Genomic DNA, 19,659 nt, shown 5'->3' with positions numbered 1-19,659 from the left:
ATTTTATGATTCAAATCACAGGCTTAAGTATGCACTATGCCACCAAAAAACTTTTTGAAGATATTAACTTGAAGCTTAACAAAGGCAAAAAATATGGGCTAATTGGGGCTAATGGAGCAGGAAAATCAACCTTTTTAAAAATCTTAAGCCAAGAAATAGAACCCACCAATGGAAATATTGCTTTTGCCCACAATGCAAGGATTGGTGTTTTAGGACAGAATCAATTTGCCTTTGAAAATTTTAGCATTGCGGATTGTGTTTTATATGGCAATAAAAGGCTTTATGATGCTATCAAAGAAAAAGAAAGCTTGTATGAAAGCGGAGATTTTAGCGATACAGCTAATGAGCGATTAGGAGAGCTTGAAACTATTTGTGCAGAGGAAGACCCCACTTATGAGTATGATATACAAATCCAAAAAATCTTAGAGGATTTAGGATTCCCCTCCTCTATCCATAAAGAATTAATGAAAACCCTAACAGGGGGTGATAAGTTTAAAGTGCTTTTAGCCCAAGTGCTTTTTCCCAAGCCCGATATTTTATTTTTAGATGAACCCACCAATAACCTAGATTTAAATGCTATTGCCTACTTAGAAGAACAACTCAAAAGGCATGAGGGAACCTTAGTGGTTATCTCACACGATAGGCATTTTTTAAATAGTGTTTGCACGCATATTTTAGATTTAGATTTTCAAAATGTGCGGGAGTTTAGCGGAAATTATGATGATTGGTATATTGCTAGCACACTCATAGCCAAACAACAAGAGATGGAGCGCAATAAAAAACTTAAAGAAAAAGAAGAATTAGAATCTTTTATTGCTCGATTTTCCGCTAATGCCTCTAAAGCAAGACAAGCCACGAGCCGACAAAAACAACTTGCAAAACTTGATATAAAAAATCTGCAAACCTCTAGCCGAAGAGAACCTAGCATACTTTTTAAACCCGAACGCAATATTGGAAATGAGGCTTTAGATATTGAAAATCTAAGTTTTGCCTATGAAAATTTAGAAATTTTAAAGAATCTGCATTTAAAAATACTTCCCGGGGATAAAATCGCCCTTATTGGACGCAATGGGATTGGAAAAAGCACTTTTTGTGAATTAATTTGTGAGAATCTAGCACCAAAAACAGGAAGTATAAAATGGGGAGCAACCATAAAAAGGAGTTATTTTCCACAAAATACTACAGAGCTTATCACAGGAGAAGAAAGTCTTTATGAATGGCTTAGGGCATTTGATAAGAAAAAAGAAGCCGGAGAGATACGCAATGCTTTAGGAAGAATGCTCTTTAATGGTGAGGAACAAGAAAAAAATGTAGGTCGTTTAAGCGGCGGAGAGAAACACCGCATAATGCTCTCTAAACTAATGCTAGAGGGAGGGAATTTTTTAGTGCTAGATGAGCCCACTAATCATCTTGATTTAGAAGCCATTATTGCTTTAGGTGAAGCCCTCTATAAATATAATGGGAATATTATTTGCATAAGTCACGATAGAGAACTCATTGATGCCTTTGCTAACCGCATTATAGAATTTAAAGAAAATAATGAAATCATAGACTTTAGAGGGAGCTATGAAGAATATATAGAGAACTCTTCAAAATTTTAGCTTACTTATTGCATTAAGCATATTCAAATACCAAACAAAAAGGAGAAATTATGGTATTTTCTAACCTTAAAATCCGCACAAAAATGTTATTACTTTTATGTATTCCTTTAGTTATTTTTACTTGTATTGCGATTTTTCTAATCCAAAATAGCTATAAAGAATATGGCCGAATCGAACTTTTGGAGAAGGGTATTTTACTTTCTGCAAATATTAGTGGGACTATCCACGAATTACAAAAAGAGAGGGGAGCTTCTGCGGGCTACTTAGGGACAAAAGATAAAGACTTTGAAAAAATGCTCTTAGAGCAAAGATTATTAACCGATAAAAAAGTAATGGAGTTAAAAAGTTTTTTACAATCTTTTAACTTTAGGGATTATCCAATAATGTTGCAAAACTCTTTAAAGGATTCCTTAAAACAATTAGAAAACCTACAAAGATTCCGGGAGGGGGTTGATTCTTTTAATATGGCAGTTGGAGAGGTTTTAGGCTATTACACACAGACTATTTCAAGCCTCATAGGAGATATTACAGAAGTAGCAAATATCAGCAGAGATTATGCAGTGGTTCGCTCTTTAATAGCTTTTATTGACTTTATTAATGCTAAAGAAAGTTCTGGACAAGAAAGGGCTATTTTATCTAATGTCTTAGGGGCTAACAAATTTACAGAAGGATTATACCAACGATTTATTGCTCTAATAACAGCACAAAATATCTATTTAGAAAATTTTATACACTATAGCACGAAAGAGGGCTTAGAATTTTACCAACAAGCCATAAAAGACCCAAGCTTCCAAGAAGTGCAAAGGATACGCAAAATCGCTATTGAAAAGGCACAAACTGGTAATTTTGGTATTTCACAAGCTTATTGGTTTGATACCATTACCCTTAAAATTAATATTTTAAAAAACATTGAAGATAATCTTGCTAATAATCTCATCTCGACAGTTTCAAATAATAAATCCAAAAACTTTATTAATTTTATAGGATTAGGTATTGTTTTAGCATTAGTTATTCTCTCAACCTTAGGGATAGGTTATCTTATTGTTTATAACATCACTTCACGGATTAGAAAAATTTTAGAATTTCTTGTATATATGAATAAAACTAAAGATATTAGCAAAACCCTCTCTTTGAAAAAAAGCTCCGATGAAATTGGCATTATGTATCAAGCAATCCAAAACTTTTTGCAGACTATTAAACAAATTTTTATGGAACTAAACGCACAAAGTAAGCGCAATCTCCAAATTTCCCAAGATTTGTTCAAAGGAGCAAAAGATGTCTTAGGTTACACACAAGAGAGCTTTAAACTTTCTAACTATTCTAATGAAATTGGCAAAGAAGTTGGGGAATCACTAGCAATCAATATCCAAAAAACGACCCATACAATGACAGATATTATAGGAGCAAAATCCCAATTAGATGAAACAAAAAATTCTATTGCGAATTTTTCACAAAGCATTGCACAAGATGCACAAAACCAAGAAGCATTAGTCGAAAATATTGCAACACTCACCCAAGATGCAGAAAATATCAAAAACATTTTAGTGGCTATCGTTGATATTGCAGACCAAACCAATCTCTTAGCCCTTAATGCAGCCATTGAAGCAGCAAGAGCAGGGGATCACGGGAGAGGATTTGCAGTGGTTGCCGATGAAGTAAGGAAATTAGCAGAGAGAACACAAAAATCCCTCAATGAAATTGATACCACCATTAATATCATCACGCAGTCTATCAGTAATGTTAGCACACAAATTTCACAAAATTCTAAAAACTTTTTTTCTTTTGTAGATAATTCCCACCAAATTCAAGAAAATATCAACAAGGTTAATGAAAGCATACAGGGCGTAAGCTCTCTTGCTAATGAAACAATTTCAAGCTCACAGCAGCTTAATAACGAAACAAACTCACTTTTAAACAACAACAAAGAGTTAAATGAATATTTACAAAACATTTCTCAAGAAATGGATAAAATCTCTAGTGTCTCTAAGGAGCTTTCAAGCCAATCACAAAAGATTGAAGCAAAAATTAATGAATTTAAGTTTTAAATGGTAGTTTTTGGCAATTATGTTTATTCTAAACCTCTCAAGCATATTTTTGCTTTTAGCAAAAAGGACTTACCCCTTTGCTTTACAAAAATACAAAAATATGCAAAATATGGTTATTTAGTTGGGTATGTTAGTTATGAAGCAGGTTTATTTGCCTTGCAAGAGCAAAAAGAGCATAAAAAGCCTTTATTAGAATTTATCCTTTTTAAGAGACGTTCTCCTCTCCTTGCTTCATCCCTAAAAAGTAAAGCTTTATTTTATCCCACCCTTAAACAAGGACTTAATGAGGAACTTTACAAACATACTTTTGAAAAAGTAAAGCACCATCTAAAAGCGGGGAATACCTACCAAGTCAATCTCACACAAGAGATACATTTACAAAGCCATTGTGAGGGATTAGAGATTTTTAAAGCTTTGCTTTGTATGCAAGATACAGATTATAAAGCCTATTTTAAAACCCCCTTTGTCGAGATTATCTCCCTCTCTCCCGAACTTTTTTTTAAGCTTAAAAAAGACAAGATTACTTTAGAGCCAATGAAAGGGACGATTAAACGGGGTGAAAACAAACAAGAGGATAAGAAAAATAAAAAAAATTTAAAACGAGATTCTAAAAGTATTTCAGAAAACATTATGATTGTAGATTTATTACGCAATGATATTAGCCAAATTGCTAAACTACATACCCTAAAAATCAAATCCCTCCTAACTATTAAAACCTATCCTACACTTCACCAAATGGTCTCAAAACTTCAAGCAAAAGTCCCTCACAAATCCCTTTATGAAATCTTTAGTGCTTTATTCCCTTGTGGTTCTATCACAGGAGCACCCAAAAAATCCACGATGGGGATTATCCAAAACCTAGAACTTAGAGATAGAGGAGTATATTGTGGTGCCATAGGTGTTATTACCAAAAATAAAGCCCGTTTTAATGTCCCCATACGAACCCTTATGCGATACCAAGGGGAGGACTTTTATCGCTATGGTGTAGGGAGTGGAATAGTGTGGGATTCTAAGTGGGAGGAGGAATTTAAAGAATTGCAATTAAAATCCCAATTCCTTTTTCCCCATAATTTTAAACTTTTAGAGACAATTCTTGTGCGGGATAATCAAGCCTTTTTGCTCTCTTACCATTTAAAAAGACTTTTAAAAAGTGCAAAGGATTTGGGCTTTGATTATCCTAAAATCTTAGAAAATTCCTACCAAAGCTTAAAAAATCCTCTTGATACACTAAAAAACTTTGAAACCTTTGAACCACTTTTATCTAAAGAGGGTTGGGAGAGTATCCCTGATACACTTTTACCCTTTCTTAAAAGGGATTCCAACCCCTCTATTTTGCGTCTTTTATTAGGCAAAGAAATATTTTTTGAGCAAATCCCCTATACCCCTATCTATTCTCACAAAGTCGCTTTTGCTAAAGATTATATTCACTCCCATAACGACTTGCTCTATCATAAAACCACCCTAAGAGAGCATTTTAAAGAATCTTTTAATCAAACAATCTTTGATTATATTTATAGCAATGAAAAAGGAGAGGTTACAGAGGGCAGTAGAAGCAATATCGTAATTTTAAAAGATAATATCCTACTAACTCCCCCTAAAGAAAGTGGCTTATTGAGAGGTTGTATGCGGCAAGTTCTTTTAGATTCTAAACTTATTAAAGAAAGAATTTTATGGAAAAAAGATATTTTAAAGGCAGAAAAAATCTTTTGCATCAACTCCTTAAGAGGAATTATAGAGGTTACACTCAATGAATGCAAAAATACTTCTAATTGATAATTATGATTCTTTTACTTACAATTTGTATTATTACTTTTTAACCTTAGGGGCGAAGACTAAAGTTATCAAAAATGACGCTAGTGTTGAAAAAGCATTTATTGAATCTTTTAGCCATCTTGTTGTCTCGCCAGGTTTTGGTTCACCTAAAGATTCCGGAATATCTTTAAGCATTCTTAGAAACTTCCCCCACAAAAAAACACTTGGAGTATGCTTAGGTATGCAATGTATCGCTGAAGTCTATGGGGGCAAAGTGGAACAAATGGATACGCCTCTACACGCTAAGAGTATGCTTTGTGAGTTTATCCCTAATAAACTTTGTCAGAATATTGCTAAACCCTTTAAAGTAGCCCTCTACCATTCTTTATATGTATCTAAACTTGGAGAATGCCAAATGCTAGGATTTATTACCAAAAATCATCATAAAATCCCTATGATAATCCAGCATAAACATTTTCCAATCTATGGCATACAATTCCACCCTGAATCTATTTTACAATCTCAAGGCAAACAATTACTTCATAATTTCTTAAAAATCTAAAATAACTAAAGCTTAAAAACCCTTAAAACAATGATTCTAAAAATCCATAAATTTACATTTTGTAACCTTAGATTATAAAATCTATTAATTATACAAAAATACGATATGTATTTATAAAAAAGTAGTATAATGCGATTTTACATATTGATTACAACAAGGAAAAAAATGAGTAATATTTTAGGATTTCCACGCATTGGGAAAAACAGAGAATTAAAAAAAGCATTGGAGAGTTTTTGGAGTGGTAAGAGCAATGAGGAGGAATTACAACAAGTTGCAAAAGATTTAAGGGCAAAGCATTGGGAGCTACAAAAAGAGCTTGATTTTGTATGTGTCAATGACTTTAGCCTCTATGACAATGTATTAGATTTAGCCTATGCCCTTAATGCAAAGCCAAAGAGATTCAAAGATTTAAGCGGATTAGAGGGATATTTTGCAATGGCAAGGGGGCATAATGTAGGCGTAGCTTGCGAAATGACAAAATGGTTTAACACTAATTATCATTATGTCGTGCCAGAGTTAAGCGATGAGGATAATTATAAAGCTAATGCTAATAAGATTATCAAACAATACCAAGAAGCCCTAAGCTTAGGCTATAAACCAAAAATCCAACTTATTGGACTTTTTACCTTTTTTGCCCTAAGTAAAATCACGCAAGGGGAAACAAAAGCAATCTTTGACAAGCTTAAAAAAACCTATTTGGAACTCATCGAGCAAATTACAACACTTGGTGAAGTAATGATTGAATTTAGTGAGCCTATTTTTGTTAAAGGTTTGAATGTAGCAAACAATTTAGAAAGTATCTATAATAACCAAATGATTGAATGCGTTTATAATGAAATTAGCCAAAAAGGCATTAAGGTAATTGTGAGCACCTTTTTTGAACATAGTTGCGAACTTACAGAGATTTTGCTAAAGACCAATATTTACGGTATAGGGCTTGATTTTGTATATGGAGAGAAAAACAAACAAAGCCTAGAAGCACTTGCTAAAAGTGATAAAGTCCTCTATGCAGGGGTGATTGATGGACGCAATATTTGGATAACGGATTTAGAATCTAAATTAGCCCTTTTAGATTCTATTAACGCTTTTATCCCAAAAGAACGCATTGTAATAAGCAGCTCTTGCTCTCTTTTGCACTTGCCCTTTAGCAAAGAGGGGGAGGATAACATTGAAAGTGAAATCCTCTCTTGGCTTAGTTTTGCTAAAGAAAAGATAGCAGAATTAAAGACTTTAGAACTTGTCTTTAAGGGTGAAAAAGCCGCCAAACAATCTTTAGAGGAAAATGCTAAGACCATACTTTCTAGGAAAAACTCCCTTAAGACCAATAACCAAAAAATCCGCAATAGGATTCAACAAAACACTTTAAAACAAAGAAATATGAATTTCAAAGAGCGATTAGAGTTACAAAAAAATGCCCTCAATCTCCCTATTTTACCTACTACCACCATTGGTTCATTCCCACAAACTCCAGAGCTTAGAGCATTAAGACTAGATTATAAAAAAGGCAATATTGATAAAGCAACCTATGAAAAGGGCATTAAGGAATACATTAAGGATTGCGTAGCATTTCAAGAAAGTATTGGGATTGATGTGCTAGTGCATGGAGAGCCAGAGAGAAATGATATGGTGGAGTATTTTGGGGAGCAGTTAGAAGGCTTTGTATTTAGCTCTAATGCGTGGGTGCAAAGCTATGGAAGTCGCTGCGTAAAACCCCCTATTATTTATGGTGATGTAGAGCGAAAGAACCCTATGACAATAGAGTGGATAACCTTCGCCCAAAGTCTTACCAAAAAGGTAATGAAAGGTATGCTAACAGGTCCTGTAACGATTCTTAATTGGAGTTTTGTGCGAGATGATTTACCCCGCCATTTAGTATGTGAGCAAATCTCTCTTGCTATTGCTGATGAAATTGATGATTTGCAAAAAGCAGGAATCTCTATTATTCAAGTAGATGAAGCGGCGTTTAAAGAAGGCTATCCTTTAAGGAAAGAGAATATTAAAGAATATGAAAAATGGGCATTAGAATGCTTTAAAACTTCAACTGCCATAGCCTCACCACAAACACAGATTCATACCCATATGTGTTATAGTGAGTTTAATGATATTATTAAAACCATAGAAGCTCTAGATGCCGATGTTATAAGCATAGAGACTGCACGAAGCGGAAATGAGCTTTTAAAAGTCTTTAAAGAGGTGGGTTATACGCACGAAGTAGGACCGGGTGTTTATGATATACATAGCCCTAGAATCCCAAATACAGAGGAGATAAAAAAGCAAATTCAAGCCTTACTTGAAGTGCTACCCAAAGAGCAATTATGGATTAATCCAGATTGTGGATTAAAAACAAGAAAATGGGAAGAGGTAAAACCTAGTTTAAAAAATATGGTAGAAGCAGTTAAAGTTATTAGAAGCTCCTAATTTGCAATAAAGAATATGCTTAAACATTATATTTAAGCATATTCTAATTAGTGATTTTGCTACAATAAGACTTTTAAGGAGTCTTTTATGACAATAGACCTAAACTTCTATGCTACTTTAGTTGCCTTAGTAGGTGTTTTACTGCTTGGGCGATGGGTGATAAGTAAGAGTAAATTCTTGCAAGATTATAATATCCCAGAACCTGTTGTTGGGGGTATCATCATAGCTATTGGCATCTTTTGTTTATTGAAATATAGTGGGATTAAATTTAGTTTTAATGATTCCTTAAGAGAACCTTTAATGTTAGCCTTTTATGCCAGTATTGGTTTAAGTGCTGATTTTACTTCACTTAGAAAAGGAGGGAGGATTCTTTTTATTTTCCTAATGTGTGTCGCTCTCCTGCTCTTTTTACAAAACATTACAGGAATCTTTATAGCAAAACTTATGGGTATAAATCCACTAATCGGACTTTTAGCCGGCTCTATTACAATGAGTGGGGGGCATGGCACTGGAGCTTCTTGGGCGGAGATATTTAAAGCCAACCCTTATAATCTTAATGCGGGTTTAGAAATTGCTCTTGCTTGTGCAACCTTTGGTTTAATCGCAGGAGGACTTATTGGAGGTCCTATCTCCCATTATCTTATTAGAAAATACCATCTACAAACTATTTCTCATCTAAAAGAAGAATCTCCTCCACAAGGGTTTGAAAAGCCAGAAAAAGAACGTTTAATTACAGCCTATTCTTTTGTGCAATCTTTAGCATTAATTGCTCTTGCACTCTTGTTTGGAACCCTACTTTCTGAATATTTTAAAAGCTCTTCTTTTACCCTACCGACTTTTGTATGGTGTTTATTTATCGGAGCAATTTTGCGTAATCTTTTATCATTGACTAAAATACACCAAGTCTTTGATAGAGAAGTTTCTGTAATTGGCAATGTAAGCCTATCCCTTTTCTTAGCTTTTGCTTTAATGACTATTAATCTCTCCGAACTTGTTGCTTTAGCGCTTCCTATGTTTGCAATCCTTACCATCCAAGTTATCCTTATGGTAGCCTTTGCGATTTTCATTACCTTCAGATTCTGTGGTAAAGACTATGACGCGGCAGTTTTAGCCGCTGGACATTGTGGGTTTGGACTAGGTGCTACCCCTACAGCTATGGCAAATATACAAACCATAACACAGCATTATGGAATGAGCCATATAGCTTTTATTATTGTGCCATTAGTGGGTGCATTTTTTATCGATATTATCAATGCCATTATTATTAGCACTACTCTACAATTACCATTTTTTTAAGGAGCTATTATGCTACAATACTTCAAACGTTATTTTGCCAAACTCATTTGTGCCTTTATTCCCATCAAGTCTTATCGTCAAAAAATACGGCAAAGGATAGAAAATAGATTCCATACCATTACTTTAGATAGGGTTGATTCTTTCATTTCTCCCAAGATTTGCTCCCAAATAAATAATTTTAGCAATGAGGATTTTTTAGTATTAAATTTTGCTAGAGAACAAAACCTAGCTATCACACAAGAAAATCTAACAATCTCTAGTGCCACTAAAACCTCTAAACCCTACACCCTACAATCCTTAAAAGCTCTAAGTCTTGATACTCTGTTAAATAAAAAAAAAGGGGGGGGGGGGGCAAATAGGCATTATGGCTTTTTTCGCTTTGATAGCAAGGCTAATAATCCCAAATCCCCGCTTAATCCTTGGGGGTATATCAGGGTAAAAAATGAAGCAAGGACGCTAAGAGCGTCCTTAGATTCTATTCTTCCTGCGATACAGCGAGGCGTAATTGGTTATAATGATTGTGATGATGGGAGTGAAGAGATTATTTTAGAGTTTTGCCAAACCTACCCAAGCTTCATCCCGATAAAATATCCCTATAGTGTAGAAATTAAAAATCCTAAAAAAGAGGAAAATAAACTTTATTACTACTCTAACTATATTTTGAGTTTTATCCCACAAGGAGAATGGTTTATCAAGCTTGATATGGATCATATCTATGATGCTAAAAAACTTTTTAAAAGTCTTTACCTCTTAAAGAAAAACACCGATATTCTTACACTCTCAAGGATGGATTTTTATATACAATGGGAAGAGGTATATATCGGTAAATCAGTGAGGGGTTATTATAATAGAGCCGGGGATCAAACCTTGCGATGTAATCTTAATTGTAAATACTATGAACGCATACTCTCTCCAAAGCTGCAAGAATGGGGGGATCAGATTTTAAAAGGTAAGCCCACCAAAATTCAACTTGAAGCCTTGCAAGAAAATTATCATTCCTATGAAGCTAAGGTAGAGGATTCTTATAGTAGAGTTTATCGCTCGGAACTTTGCCACTATCATTTTCCCGGCATAAAAAAGAGACGCGAGGGCATTCCTCAAAATGTTTTACCCTTAAAAGAATTTAACGATGAAGCCATAGGTGTAGAAATAGTTCCAAAAATGCTTGAAAAAGAAACCATACTTTCCCTTTATAGTCGATTTGATTTAGCAAGATAGCCTTAAAAAGAATTTAGTATTAATTTGTTACAATCGCCTTTTACTTTAAAGGCATTAATTATGAAAACAAAGATTCCATTCAAAAGCTTAGGAAAAAAAACTTCTTATACTTTCAATTATGATTTCAATCTTTTAGAAACTTTTGAAAATTCCCACCAAGACAGGGATTATTGGGTGCATTTTTCTTGTCCAGAATTTACCACCCTCTGCCCCATAACAGGACAACCAGATTTTGCCACTATAAGCATTGCTTATATTCCCCAAACCAAAATGGTAGAATCTAAATCTTTAAAGCTCTATCTCTTTAGCTTCCGTAATGAGGGTGGATTCCACGAAGATTGCGTGAATATCATTTTAAAAGACTTAATCAAGCTTTTAGAGCCTAAATATTTAGAAGTTTTAGGGGATTTTACCCCAAGGGGTGGAATTAGCATTAATCCTTATGTAAATTATGGAATCCCAAGCACAAAATATGAAGAAATGGCAAATTTTAGGCTTTTGCATCATAATTTATAAAATAATGGAGAAAAAATGAAAAAAAAACAACTCAACATAGGTTTAGTAGGATTAGGGGTTGTAGGTAGCAGTGTAGCAAAGATATTAAAAAATAATCAAAACCTCATCGCCGCAAGAGCAGGTTGCAATATCGTTATTAAAAAAGCCGCTATTAAGAATATTGCTAAAGCAAGGGAGGGTTTTGACTTCCCCATTACGAATAATGTTAAGGAAGTTTTAGAGGATAAAGATATTGATATTATTGTAGAATTAGCCGGTGGTGTGGAGGAGGCTTTTAATATTGCACAACAAGCACTAAAGAAATCTAAAGCCTTTGTAACTGCTAATAAAGCAATGCTTGCCTATCACCGCTATGAGTTAGAACAAATCGCAGGAAATTTACCCATAGGCTTTGAAGCAAGTGTTGCGGGTGGGATTCCTATCATTAAGGCTTTGCGTGATGGCTTAGGGGCTAATCATATTTTAAGCATTTATGGCATTATTAATGGCACTTGTAATTATATTTTAACCAAAATGAAAAATGAGGGAGTAGAATACCAAGAAGTCCTCAAAGAAGCACAAAAGTTAGGTTATGCAGAGAACGACCCTAGCTTTGATGTAGAGGGATTTGATTGTGTGCATAAACTCTTAATCTTAGCAAGTATTGCCTATGGGATTAATGCTAAACCAGAAGAGGTTTTAACACAAGGAATTACAGAAATTACGCAAGAAGATATTACTTTTGCAAAAGAATTTGGCTATCATCTTAAACTCTTAGGTATCGCTAAAAAAAATGGCGAGGAAGTAGAATTACGGGTTCATCCTACCTTTCTCCCCCAAGATGCGATGATTGGCAAAGTTGATGGCGTAATGAATGCCATTAGTGTAGTGGGCGATAATGTAGGAGAAACACTCTATTATGGTGCAGGAGCAGGAGGAGATGCAACCGCTAGTGCAGTGATTTCAGATATTATTGAAATAGCAAGAACTAAAAGCTCCCCAATGCTAGGATTTAAAAACTCCATTGATAAAGATTTGCATTTAAAGCCTTTTTTGCAAATAAGCAGTGCGTATTATTTACGAATCTTAGTGCTTGATAAACCCGGTGTTTTAGCACAAATTGCGACCATTTTAGGGGAAGAGGGAATTTCTATTAACACTTGTTTGCAATCCCCCTCTAAACTTAAAAACCATTCCACCTTGCTTTTATCCACACATACTTGCACAGAATCTAAAATTAGAAATGCTTTAGAGAAAATCCATAACTTAGAAGTTACACAAGATAAACCCGTTATGATTAGGATTGAAAAGCCCTAAAGATGAAAAACACAAGACAAAAGGGCAAAGAAGCAGAATCTTTAGCCTGTAATTTTTTGCAAAAGCAAGGATTTTTGATTATAGAATGTAATTTTTTCTCTCCTTTTGGAGAAATTGACATTATCGCAAAAAATGAAGAAGTTTTATATTTTGTAGAGGTCAAAAGCGGGGTAGGGTTTGAACCTGTTTTTAATATTAACCCACAAAAACTCAAACATCTCAAAAAAAGCATTGCTTATTATTTACAAAAAAAGAAGCTAGACTTGCCCTTTTGCCTAAGTGCCTTAATCCTTTCAAAAGCTAAAGAAAATGAGGATTATCAAATACAATGGCTAGAGAACATTACACTTTTTTAATAAAAATAAAGTGATTTTAAGTTATTGTATTAAGAATTTATTTTATGAAGAAGTTCTATGGAAAATCTCCTCAAACAAATCCCAAAAACCGATAAATTACTCAACACTAAAGCCTTAAGTGCTTATAATCCCATTGTCTTAAAACCCCTTATCCAAAAATTTTTAAAAGATTATCGCAAAAATCTCTTAAAAGGCGGAGAGATTTTAAGCTTTGAATCGTGTGTAGAGTATATTGCTAAGGAATATTTGCATTTAAGCAAAAAATCCCTTAAACCCCTTATTAATGCAACAGGAATCATCGTGCATACCAACTTAGGACGCAGTGTTTTCTCATCAGCACTCTTAGAAGAAATCATCCCAACATTAAGTGCTTATAATAACTTAGAATATGACGAACAACAAGGGATAAGGAGTGAGCGCACTATCCACCTAAAAAAGCTATTCACAACCCTTTTGCAAACGGAGGATATTTTAATTGTCAATAACAATGCTGCAGCGGTTTTTTTGATTTTGAACACTTTTGCAAAAAACAAAGAAGTTATTGTTTCAAGGGGGGAGCTTATAGAAATAGGAGGAAACTTTAGAATCCCTAGAGTAATGCAAGATTCAGGGGCTATCTTAAAAGAAGTTGGCACGACTAATAAAACCTATTTACAAGATTACCAAGAAGCCATTAATGAAAATACCGCTATGCTTTTCAAAGCCCATAAATCTAATTATGAAATTACAGGCTTTTACAAAGAAGTTGCTTATAAGGACTTAATAAAACTCGCTAAGGAAAAAAATCTTTTAGATTATTATGATTTAGGTAGTGGGTATTTGGAGATACCCGGTTGTGAATATTTAAAAAAATTTGAACCAAGTTTAGAGCAAATTGCCGCCTTAAAACCCTCTTTAGTAAGCTTTAGCGGAGATAAACTTCTAGGTGGGACACAAGCGGGTATCATTTTTGGTAAAGCACAATATATCACCAAGCTTAAACAAAACCAACTCTTAAGAATGCTAAGGGTGGATAAATTTACGCTTTGTATGCTAGAAGCACTTTTATGTGCGTATCTAAAGGGGGAATATGAAAAAATACCCACCGCTAAAATGCTTTTACAGACCAAAGAACAGTTAAAACACAAAGCCCAAAAACTCTTAGCACAAATACCCCCTATCTTTAAGCCCCAAATTATAGAAACAAAAAGCTACATAGGGGGTGGTGCCATGCCTAATAAACCTTTAGATTCTTATGGTATTGCCCTTAAAACAAAAGATGAGAAACAATTAGAGTCTTTTTTGAGAAAAGAGGGTATTATTGCTCGTTTAGAGGATAAAAAAGTTATTTTAGAGATAATAGCACTTTTTACAAAAGATTTTGAAACTATTAGCACAACACTCTTAAAGGCACACAATGCAAGATAATGTAATCCTTGGAAGTATAGGGCATATAGACCACGGAAAAACAAGTCTTATAGCCGCTTTAAACGGCTTTTGGGGGGATGAGAGGGAGGATGAGCAAAAGAGGGGTATAACCTTAGATTTAAGCTTCTCTAACCTTAGTAATGGGATTAAAAATATTGCTTTTATTGATGTGCCCGGACACGAAAGGCTTGTAAAAAATATGATTGCTGGAGCTTTTGGGATAGATTATGCCTTGCTTGTGATTGCAAGTAATGAGGGGATTAAACCACAAACACTAGAGCATTTAAAAATCACCTATTTATTAGGCATTAAGGAATTTTTAGTTATTTTAACCAAAACAGATTTAGCTTCTAAAAATACAATAGCTGCCATAAAACTTCAAATAAAAGAGCTGTTTTCACACTATAACCTAAATTATAGTATCTTTGAATGCTCTATTTATGATAATGCGAGTATCCAAGCACTCAAAGAAGCATTATTTTTATTGCCCAAAAAACTTCATAGGGACTTAGGTTGCTTCCGTTATTACATTGATAGAGCATTTGCCATTAAGGGTTCAGGTTGTGTTGTAAGCGGGACACTCTTAGATGGAAACCTTAATGTAGAGCAAAAAATATGGTGTTGTAATCTCCAAAAGTCTTTAGGGATTAAAAATATTCAATCCCATAATGCCTTTATCAAAGAAGCAAAGAGCGGACAAAGGATTGCTATTAACCTAGCAGGAATATCCCATAATGCACTAAAGAGGGGATATTTACTCACTAAAAAAGGGTATTTAAGAGGTTTTAATGCGGTTGAAGTTTGCTTAGATCTTCATGAAAATATAACACATAATAGTGAAGTTTTAGTATTTATTGGCTCCTTAAAATGTAAGGGTAAAGTCTTATTTTTAAAAAATCATCCAAAATACGCCACTTTAAAATGCGATAGGGCTATCTTTAGTGCATTTGGTGAAAGGTTCATCCTAAGGGATGAAAATAAAACCTTAGGAGGGGGAAAAATTTTAAGCCCCATTGGCGACCCTATGAAAAAGAAGCAAAAATTAGCTTTTTTAGAATCCTTAGATAAAGAGGATTTTAAAACTGCTTTTAGCATTTTATTATCAGCACACAAAAAAGGCTTTGGCTTAATTAGTACAATGCAACGTTTTGGTATCCCACAAAGTGAAGCCATTAACATTGCTTCAGAAATTCAAGATTGCTTTGTTAGCACAAAACATCTTGTCGCTTATGGCAAACAAACCGAACAAATCCTAGAAAAAATCATTCACAACATACTTGATAAAAACCCAAACGCTCTCCTCTCTCCTGCCCTCTTAAGTCAAAAACACGCGTGGATTGTAGAGGATTTTGCGAAAATGGTTTTAGAAACAATGCACCAAAGGGGGCTACTTAATAAAGAAGAATCTTTTTATATCTCCTTAAGCTTTAAAGAAAATATCCAAGATTATCTCTACAAAAGTATTTATGAAACGCTTCAAATGCAAGGTTTTGAACCCATTGCTCCTTATAATTTATATGAATCTTTAGATATTGATAGGGCAACAGGTAATTTAGTATTGAAGCAATTAACAAGAGAAAAGAAAGTTATCCGCTTAAACCACAAGCTTTTTATTAGCGCTCAAAGCCTATCCCAACTCTTAGCACTTATGCGGAAAATACTACAAGATGAGGGCTATTTAGAGCTTAACAATTTAAAAAACCACTTAAACCTAAGCAGAAAATACCTAATTACTTATTTAGATTATTTAGATAGTTTTTCAGATATTATCAATAAAGAGGGGCGGAGATTTAAAAAGGATCAATTATGCTAGATTATTTGCAAAACCCACCCATTAAACATAGCTTAATGCAAAAACTTATTGCCATAGATTCCCCCAATTATTTTGCCCTAACCCCCAATGCCCTACAAAAAATCCAACAAGATAAAGAAGCACTTAATGCACTCTTTCAAACCAAAGCCATCAAGCCCTTTAACTTCAATGTAGAATCCTTTTACTTCCTCTTAGATAAATTAAGCAAACAATATAAAGTAGCCCTCATCCTAAGCTCTCATAAAATGCTTTATGAAGCATCTTTGCACTTTAAAAAAAATACTTTTATCCCGCTAATCCCCAATATAGAAGATGGGAAGATACCTATTCAAAAAGCCCTAGCAGAGGGTGCAGATTGCTTCATTGTGCCTTATTTAAATGAGGATATTTTAACAAGCAATGCACATCTTGATACCATTTTAAAGCCTTATTTTAGTATCTGGGATATTAGTTACGCACTTGCCCTCAAATTACCCCTACCCAAAAATGCAAATATCTATCTAGCTAATGGGGAGAATTTAGGGCTTATTCGCCCCTTAGGCATTATGGCATCCCAAAGGGAGGACTTCTATGGTTTAAGCGGAAACTACTTAGAGATTGAAAACCTCTATGCAGTGTTTCTATCAGCCTTGCAAACACAAAAAATATCTAATAAAGACTATGCGCCATCCTTTTTTGAAAACTTACAAAATCTTTTAGGAGAAGATTCTTATATCTTCTATCCTAGTGTTGCTAATACTTTAAGCTTAGGTTTAAAGGGAATTAAAGCTAGAGATTTCATACAAAGCTTGATTTTTGATAATATCCGCTTAATCAATGGACAAGATTGCCTCTTTGGCTTCTTAAACCCCTCTTTTGTCTTACAGCTTATGGGATACACACAAGAGAGGGCTAGGGAATTATTAAGCATAAGCTTTATAGACTTTCAAGGAGATACCCAAAAATTAGCACAAAAACTCGCACAAAAATACTTACAACTTAAACTTTTAGGAGGATAAATGAAAGCACTCACACTTCAAGAAGCTATTAACCTTTTAAACAAAGCGGGTGAAAATTTCTCACTCAATGAAGAGTTTTTACCGCTACAAGAATGCTTAGGGAGGTTTTTAGCCCAAGATATACTTTGCAAAAAACCTCTACCTGCTTTTGATAATTCCGCAATGGATGGTTATGCGGTTAATACTGCCGATGAGGGGAATAAAGTTAAAATCTTGCAAAGTGTTTTTGCCGGGGATATGCAAGAGACAACACTCAACAAAAATGAATGTGTAAAAATTATGACAGGTGCTAAAATCCCAAAAAATGCTAATTGTGTTATTCCTTTTGAAAAGATTCAAGAGGGATTAAACGCAAAAGACTTTATCGTCTTGCCAAAAAATTTAGAAATTGGTGCTAATATTAGAAAAATAGGCGAAGAAGTAAGCTTAGATTCTAAGCTCTTAAGTAGAGGAGAAATGCTTGATGAATATGATTTAGCTATTCTAGCCTCACAAGGTATTGCCTATACAAAAGTATTAGAATCTCTAAAAATCGGTGTTTTCTCTGGAGGTGATGAGCTAAAAGAACCTTGGGAGTTTTCTAATGCCTACCAAATCCACAATTCTAATACGACAATGATTCTTGCAACCTTAAGAAGTTTTGGATTTTATGGGAATTATGGCGGAATCTTAAGGGATAAAAAAGAACTTTTAATCAACACTTTGCAAAAACCCTATGATGTGATATTTACAACAGGTGGAGCAAGTAAGGGTGAAGCGGATTTTATGTATGAATCTTTAAAAGAATGTGGTGCAGAGATTTTGATAAATGGTATCCAAATTAAGCCCGGTAAGCCCATAATGGTCGCTAAACTTAAAAACAAATTCCTAATCGCCCTACCGGGAAATCCTCTTGGGGCAGCCGTTTTATTGCGTTTTTTGATTATTCCTTTCTTAAGGCAACTTAGTGGGGCAAATACATATTACCCACAATATATCCTTTTAAAAAATTCTAATGCCTTTAAACTTAAAAGCAGGATGAACGCAATGTTAGGAGAGATAGGCAGTAGTGGGTTTTATCTCACACAAGGAGGAAAATACAATTCTGGAGAAATCCTCCCTCTAACAAAGAGTAATAGCATAGCTATTTTTGATGAACATTGCACAGAGATTGAATTAGGCAGAGAAATTAAAGTTTTGCCTTACCCAATACTTTGGAGTAAAGAAAAATGCGATATTATCAATCATTAGGGGGATTTATGAAAAAGGTTTTATTAGCATAACACTAACTTGCTATAAAGTTTGTGGAGTTTGTTATAAACTTTTTAGGGAAGGTTGCACCCTAAGCTTCATCCATATAAAACTCCCTATTATTCTTTATGGAGAAGCTATTACAGAAGTGATTGCCTATGCAAAAGATTTTGATTTATTGGTTATTAGGGAGAGTAAAGATAACTTTTGGAATAAAATTTTCTCAAGCAACCAAAGTAATTTTTCGCAAAAATCTCCTATTCCCATTTTGATTATAAAATAATTTTTACTTAACTTAGATTCATAACTAAATTCAAGAAATACACCTTAGTAAATACTCACTTTAAGAAGTAAGAGTTTCCTAACTTCAACTATTATTAACTAACTAATAAGGCTTTTATTTATAGTCTAATAGGCTAATTCTAGCCCAAATGGCTCTAATCCCTCTTGTAAGATATTTCTATTTGCATTTATATCTCTGTAAATCTTAGCTACACAGCCCTCACAAATATATTCCATCTTTGAAGGTAAAACTATCGTTTACACATACTGCGGATTTACTTTTACAAAGAATCTGCGATTATGTTTTGCCTCATAGAATAGTATTTAGTATAAATAGCTATCTTTTTTATGTTAGAACTTTTTTCATAGATTTTATTAAGTCTTAATTATGCTTTTAAATTACTTCCTAATTTAGTTTTTTCCTTTTTAGTTTAATAATCTGCTGCTTTGTTTTCTTTGCAATCTTTTAAAAGTTAAATCGCATTTTTTATAACTAGTTCTTTAGAATGCGTTTTAATTAAAACTTAAAGTTACGAAGTATTTGTTAGGTCGATTTTTGATTGTTATTTGGTATGGTATCTTAGTTTTTAAATTTAAGAAAACCTTACATTTCTATCTTTTAAGGCTTACTCTAAAGCTCTATTTGCATTCATCCTTTCTTGTTGTGCCACCATTGATTTAAACTAAACTCTCTTTGTTTTTATTCCATTATCCTTGTTGCAAATTAAGATAAATATTCTATGATTTTATTACATATCTAGGATTAACTGCTATATTCTCAAAGATTTCTTTTTCTGGCACATTGCATTATCTCTTTACTTTTTATAATGCTTAACTACAAAGACTAATTACTATTATTATGAATGCAT

General features: G+C 33.9%; 13 protein-coding genes and 1 pseudogene. All 14 read left to right on the top strand.

Annotation, left to right across the window (positions count from 1 at the left end; translation table 11 throughout):
• Window positions 1-5 precede the first annotated feature (5 nt).
• The 14 genes and pseudogenes from LS72_RS06625 to LS72_RS06560 all read left to right on the top strand — a co-directional run bounded on the left by LS72_RS06625 (window position 6) and on the right by LS72_RS06560 (window position 18,508).
• Entirely contained in the window at window positions 6-1,601 is a 1,596-nt protein-coding gene (locus tag LS72_RS06625; protein ID WP_138155200.1) for an ABC-F family ATP-binding cassette domain-containing protein, read from the top strand.
• A 233-nt stretch (window positions 1,602-1,834) separates the two neighbouring features.
• Window positions 1,835-3,442, top strand: a pseudogene (locus LS72_RS06620) (methyl-accepting chemotaxis protein); the annotation flags it as partial.
• A 204-nt stretch (window positions 3,443-3,646) separates the two neighbouring features.
• The gene (locus LS72_RS06615) at window positions 3,647-5,419 is read left to right on the top strand and encodes a bifunctional chorismate-binding protein/class IV aminotransferase (RefSeq protein ID WP_034554512.1); all 1,773 of its coding nucleotides are present in this window, start codon (window positions 3,647-3,649) and stop codon (window positions 5,417-5,419) included.
• The gene (locus LS72_RS06610) at window positions 5,394-5,960 is read left to right on the top strand and encodes an anthranilate synthase component II (RefSeq protein ID WP_034554513.1); all 567 of its coding nucleotides are present in this window, start codon (window positions 5,394-5,396) and stop codon (window positions 5,958-5,960) included. The genes LS72_RS06615 and LS72_RS06610 overlap by 26 nt, the downstream gene beginning before the upstream one ends.
• Before the next feature lie 165 nt (window positions 5,961-6,125).
• The gene (gene metE, locus LS72_RS06605; protein ID WP_034554515.1) at window positions 6,126-8,378 is read left to right on the top strand and encodes a 5-methyltetrahydropteroyltriglutamate--homocysteine S-methyltransferase; all 2,253 of its coding nucleotides are present in this window, start codon (window positions 6,126-6,128) and stop codon (window positions 8,376-8,378) included.
• Between the two features lie 87 nt (window positions 8,379-8,465).
• Window positions 8,466-9,674, top strand: coding sequence for a sodium/glutamate symporter (gltS, locus tag LS72_RS06600; protein WP_034554516.1), 1,209 nt, complete (start codon window positions 8,466-8,468; stop codon window positions 9,672-9,674).
• A 9-nt stretch (window positions 9,675-9,683) separates the two neighbouring features.
• Window positions 9,684-10,892 (top strand): beta-1,4-N-acetylgalactosaminyltransferase, encoded by a 1,209-nt coding sequence (locus LS72_RS06595; protein WP_238700746.1) that lies wholly within the window; start codon window positions 9,684-9,686, stop codon window positions 10,890-10,892.
• Window positions 10,893-10,952: 60 nt separating this feature from the next.
• Window positions 10,953-11,408, top strand: coding sequence for a preQ(1) synthase (gene queF / locus LS72_RS06590; protein WP_034554175.1), 456 nt, complete (start codon window positions 10,953-10,955; stop codon window positions 11,406-11,408).
• A gap of 15 nt (window positions 11,409-11,423) precedes the next feature.
• A complete protein-coding gene (locus tag LS72_RS06585; protein WP_034554174.1) occupies window positions 11,424-12,704 on the top strand; it encodes a homoserine dehydrogenase in 1,281 nt (426 codons plus the stop codon).
• 2 nt (window positions 12,705-12,706) lie between these two features.
• Complete coding sequence (locus LS72_RS06580) at window positions 12,707-13,060, top strand: YraN family protein (protein ID WP_034554172.1); 354 nt, start codon at window positions 12,707-12,709, stop codon at window positions 13,058-13,060.
• 57 nt (window positions 13,061-13,117) lie between these two features.
• Complete coding sequence (gene selA / locus LS72_RS06575) at window positions 13,118-14,467, top strand: L-seryl-tRNA(Sec) selenium transferase (protein WP_034554170.1); 1,350 nt, start codon at window positions 13,118-13,120, stop codon at window positions 14,465-14,467.
• Window positions 14,457-16,280, top strand: a complete 1,824-nt coding sequence (selB, locus tag LS72_RS06570) for a selenocysteine-specific translation elongation factor (RefSeq protein WP_034554168.1) — start codon at window positions 14,457-14,459, stop codon at window positions 16,278-16,280. Before selA ends, selB begins: the two co-directional genes overlap by 11 nt.
• Entirely contained in the window at window positions 16,274-17,278 is a 1,005-nt protein-coding gene (locus LS72_RS06565; RefSeq protein WP_034554166.1) for a NifS protein, read from the top strand. The genes selB and LS72_RS06565 overlap by 7 nt, the downstream gene beginning before the upstream one ends.
• Window positions 17,279-18,508 (top strand): molybdopterin molybdotransferase MoeA, encoded by a 1,230-nt coding sequence (locus LS72_RS06560; RefSeq protein WP_034554164.1) that lies wholly within the window; start codon window positions 17,279-17,281, stop codon window positions 18,506-18,508.
• Window positions 18,509-19,659 lie beyond the last annotated feature (1,151 nt).

The sequence above is a fragment of the Helicobacter apodemus genome (genome assembly GCF_000765745.2).
In the GTDB taxonomy this organism is placed as follows: domain Bacteria; phylum Campylobacterota; class Campylobacteria; order Campylobacterales; family Helicobacteraceae; genus Helicobacter_D; species Helicobacter_D apodemus.
This window is presented reverse-complemented; position numbering and strand designations above follow the sequence as displayed.

Bases quoted from the DNA above. Each gene is read 5' to 3' on its own strand.
- LS72_RS06595 (WP_238700746.1), top strand. From the start codon at position 9,684: ATGCTACAATACTTCAAACGTTATTTTGCCAAACTCATTTGTGCCTTT.
- LS72_RS06625 (WP_138155200.1), top strand. From the start codon at position 6: ATGATTCAAATCACAGGCTTAAGTATGCACTATGCCACCAAAAAACTT.
- LS72_RS06565 (WP_034554166.1), top strand. From the start codon at position 16,274: ATGCTAGATTATTTGCAAAACCCACCCATTAAACATAGCTTAATGCAA.
- selB (WP_034554168.1), top strand. From the start codon at position 14,457: ATGCAAGATAATGTAATCCTTGGAAGTATAGGGCATATAGACCACGGA.
- LS72_RS06610 (WP_034554513.1), top strand. From the start codon at position 5,394: ATGAATGCAAAAATACTTCTAATTGATAATTATGATTCTTTTACTTAC.
- LS72_RS06615 (WP_034554512.1), top strand. From the start codon at position 3,647: ATGGTAGTTTTTGGCAATTATGTTTATTCTAAACCTCTCAAGCATATT.
- selA (WP_034554170.1), top strand. From the start codon at position 13,118: ATGGAAAATCTCCTCAAACAAATCCCAAAAACCGATAAATTACTCAAC.
- metE (WP_034554515.1), top strand. From the start codon at position 6,126: ATGAGTAATATTTTAGGATTTCCACGCATTGGGAAAAACAGAGAATTA.
- queF (WP_034554175.1), top strand. From the start codon at position 10,953: ATGAAAACAAAGATTCCATTCAAAAGCTTAGGAAAAAAAACTTCTTAT.
- LS72_RS06580 (WP_034554172.1), top strand. From the start codon at position 12,707: ATGAAAAACACAAGACAAAAGGGCAAAGAAGCAGAATCTTTAGCCTGT.
- LS72_RS06585 (WP_034554174.1), top strand. From the start codon at position 11,424: ATGAAAAAAAAACAACTCAACATAGGTTTAGTAGGATTAGGGGTTGTA.
- gltS (WP_034554516.1), top strand. From the start codon at position 8,466: ATGACAATAGACCTAAACTTCTATGCTACTTTAGTTGCCTTAGTAGGT.
- LS72_RS06560 (WP_034554164.1), top strand. From the start codon at position 17,279: ATGAAAGCACTCACACTTCAAGAAGCTATTAACCTTTTAAACAAAGCG.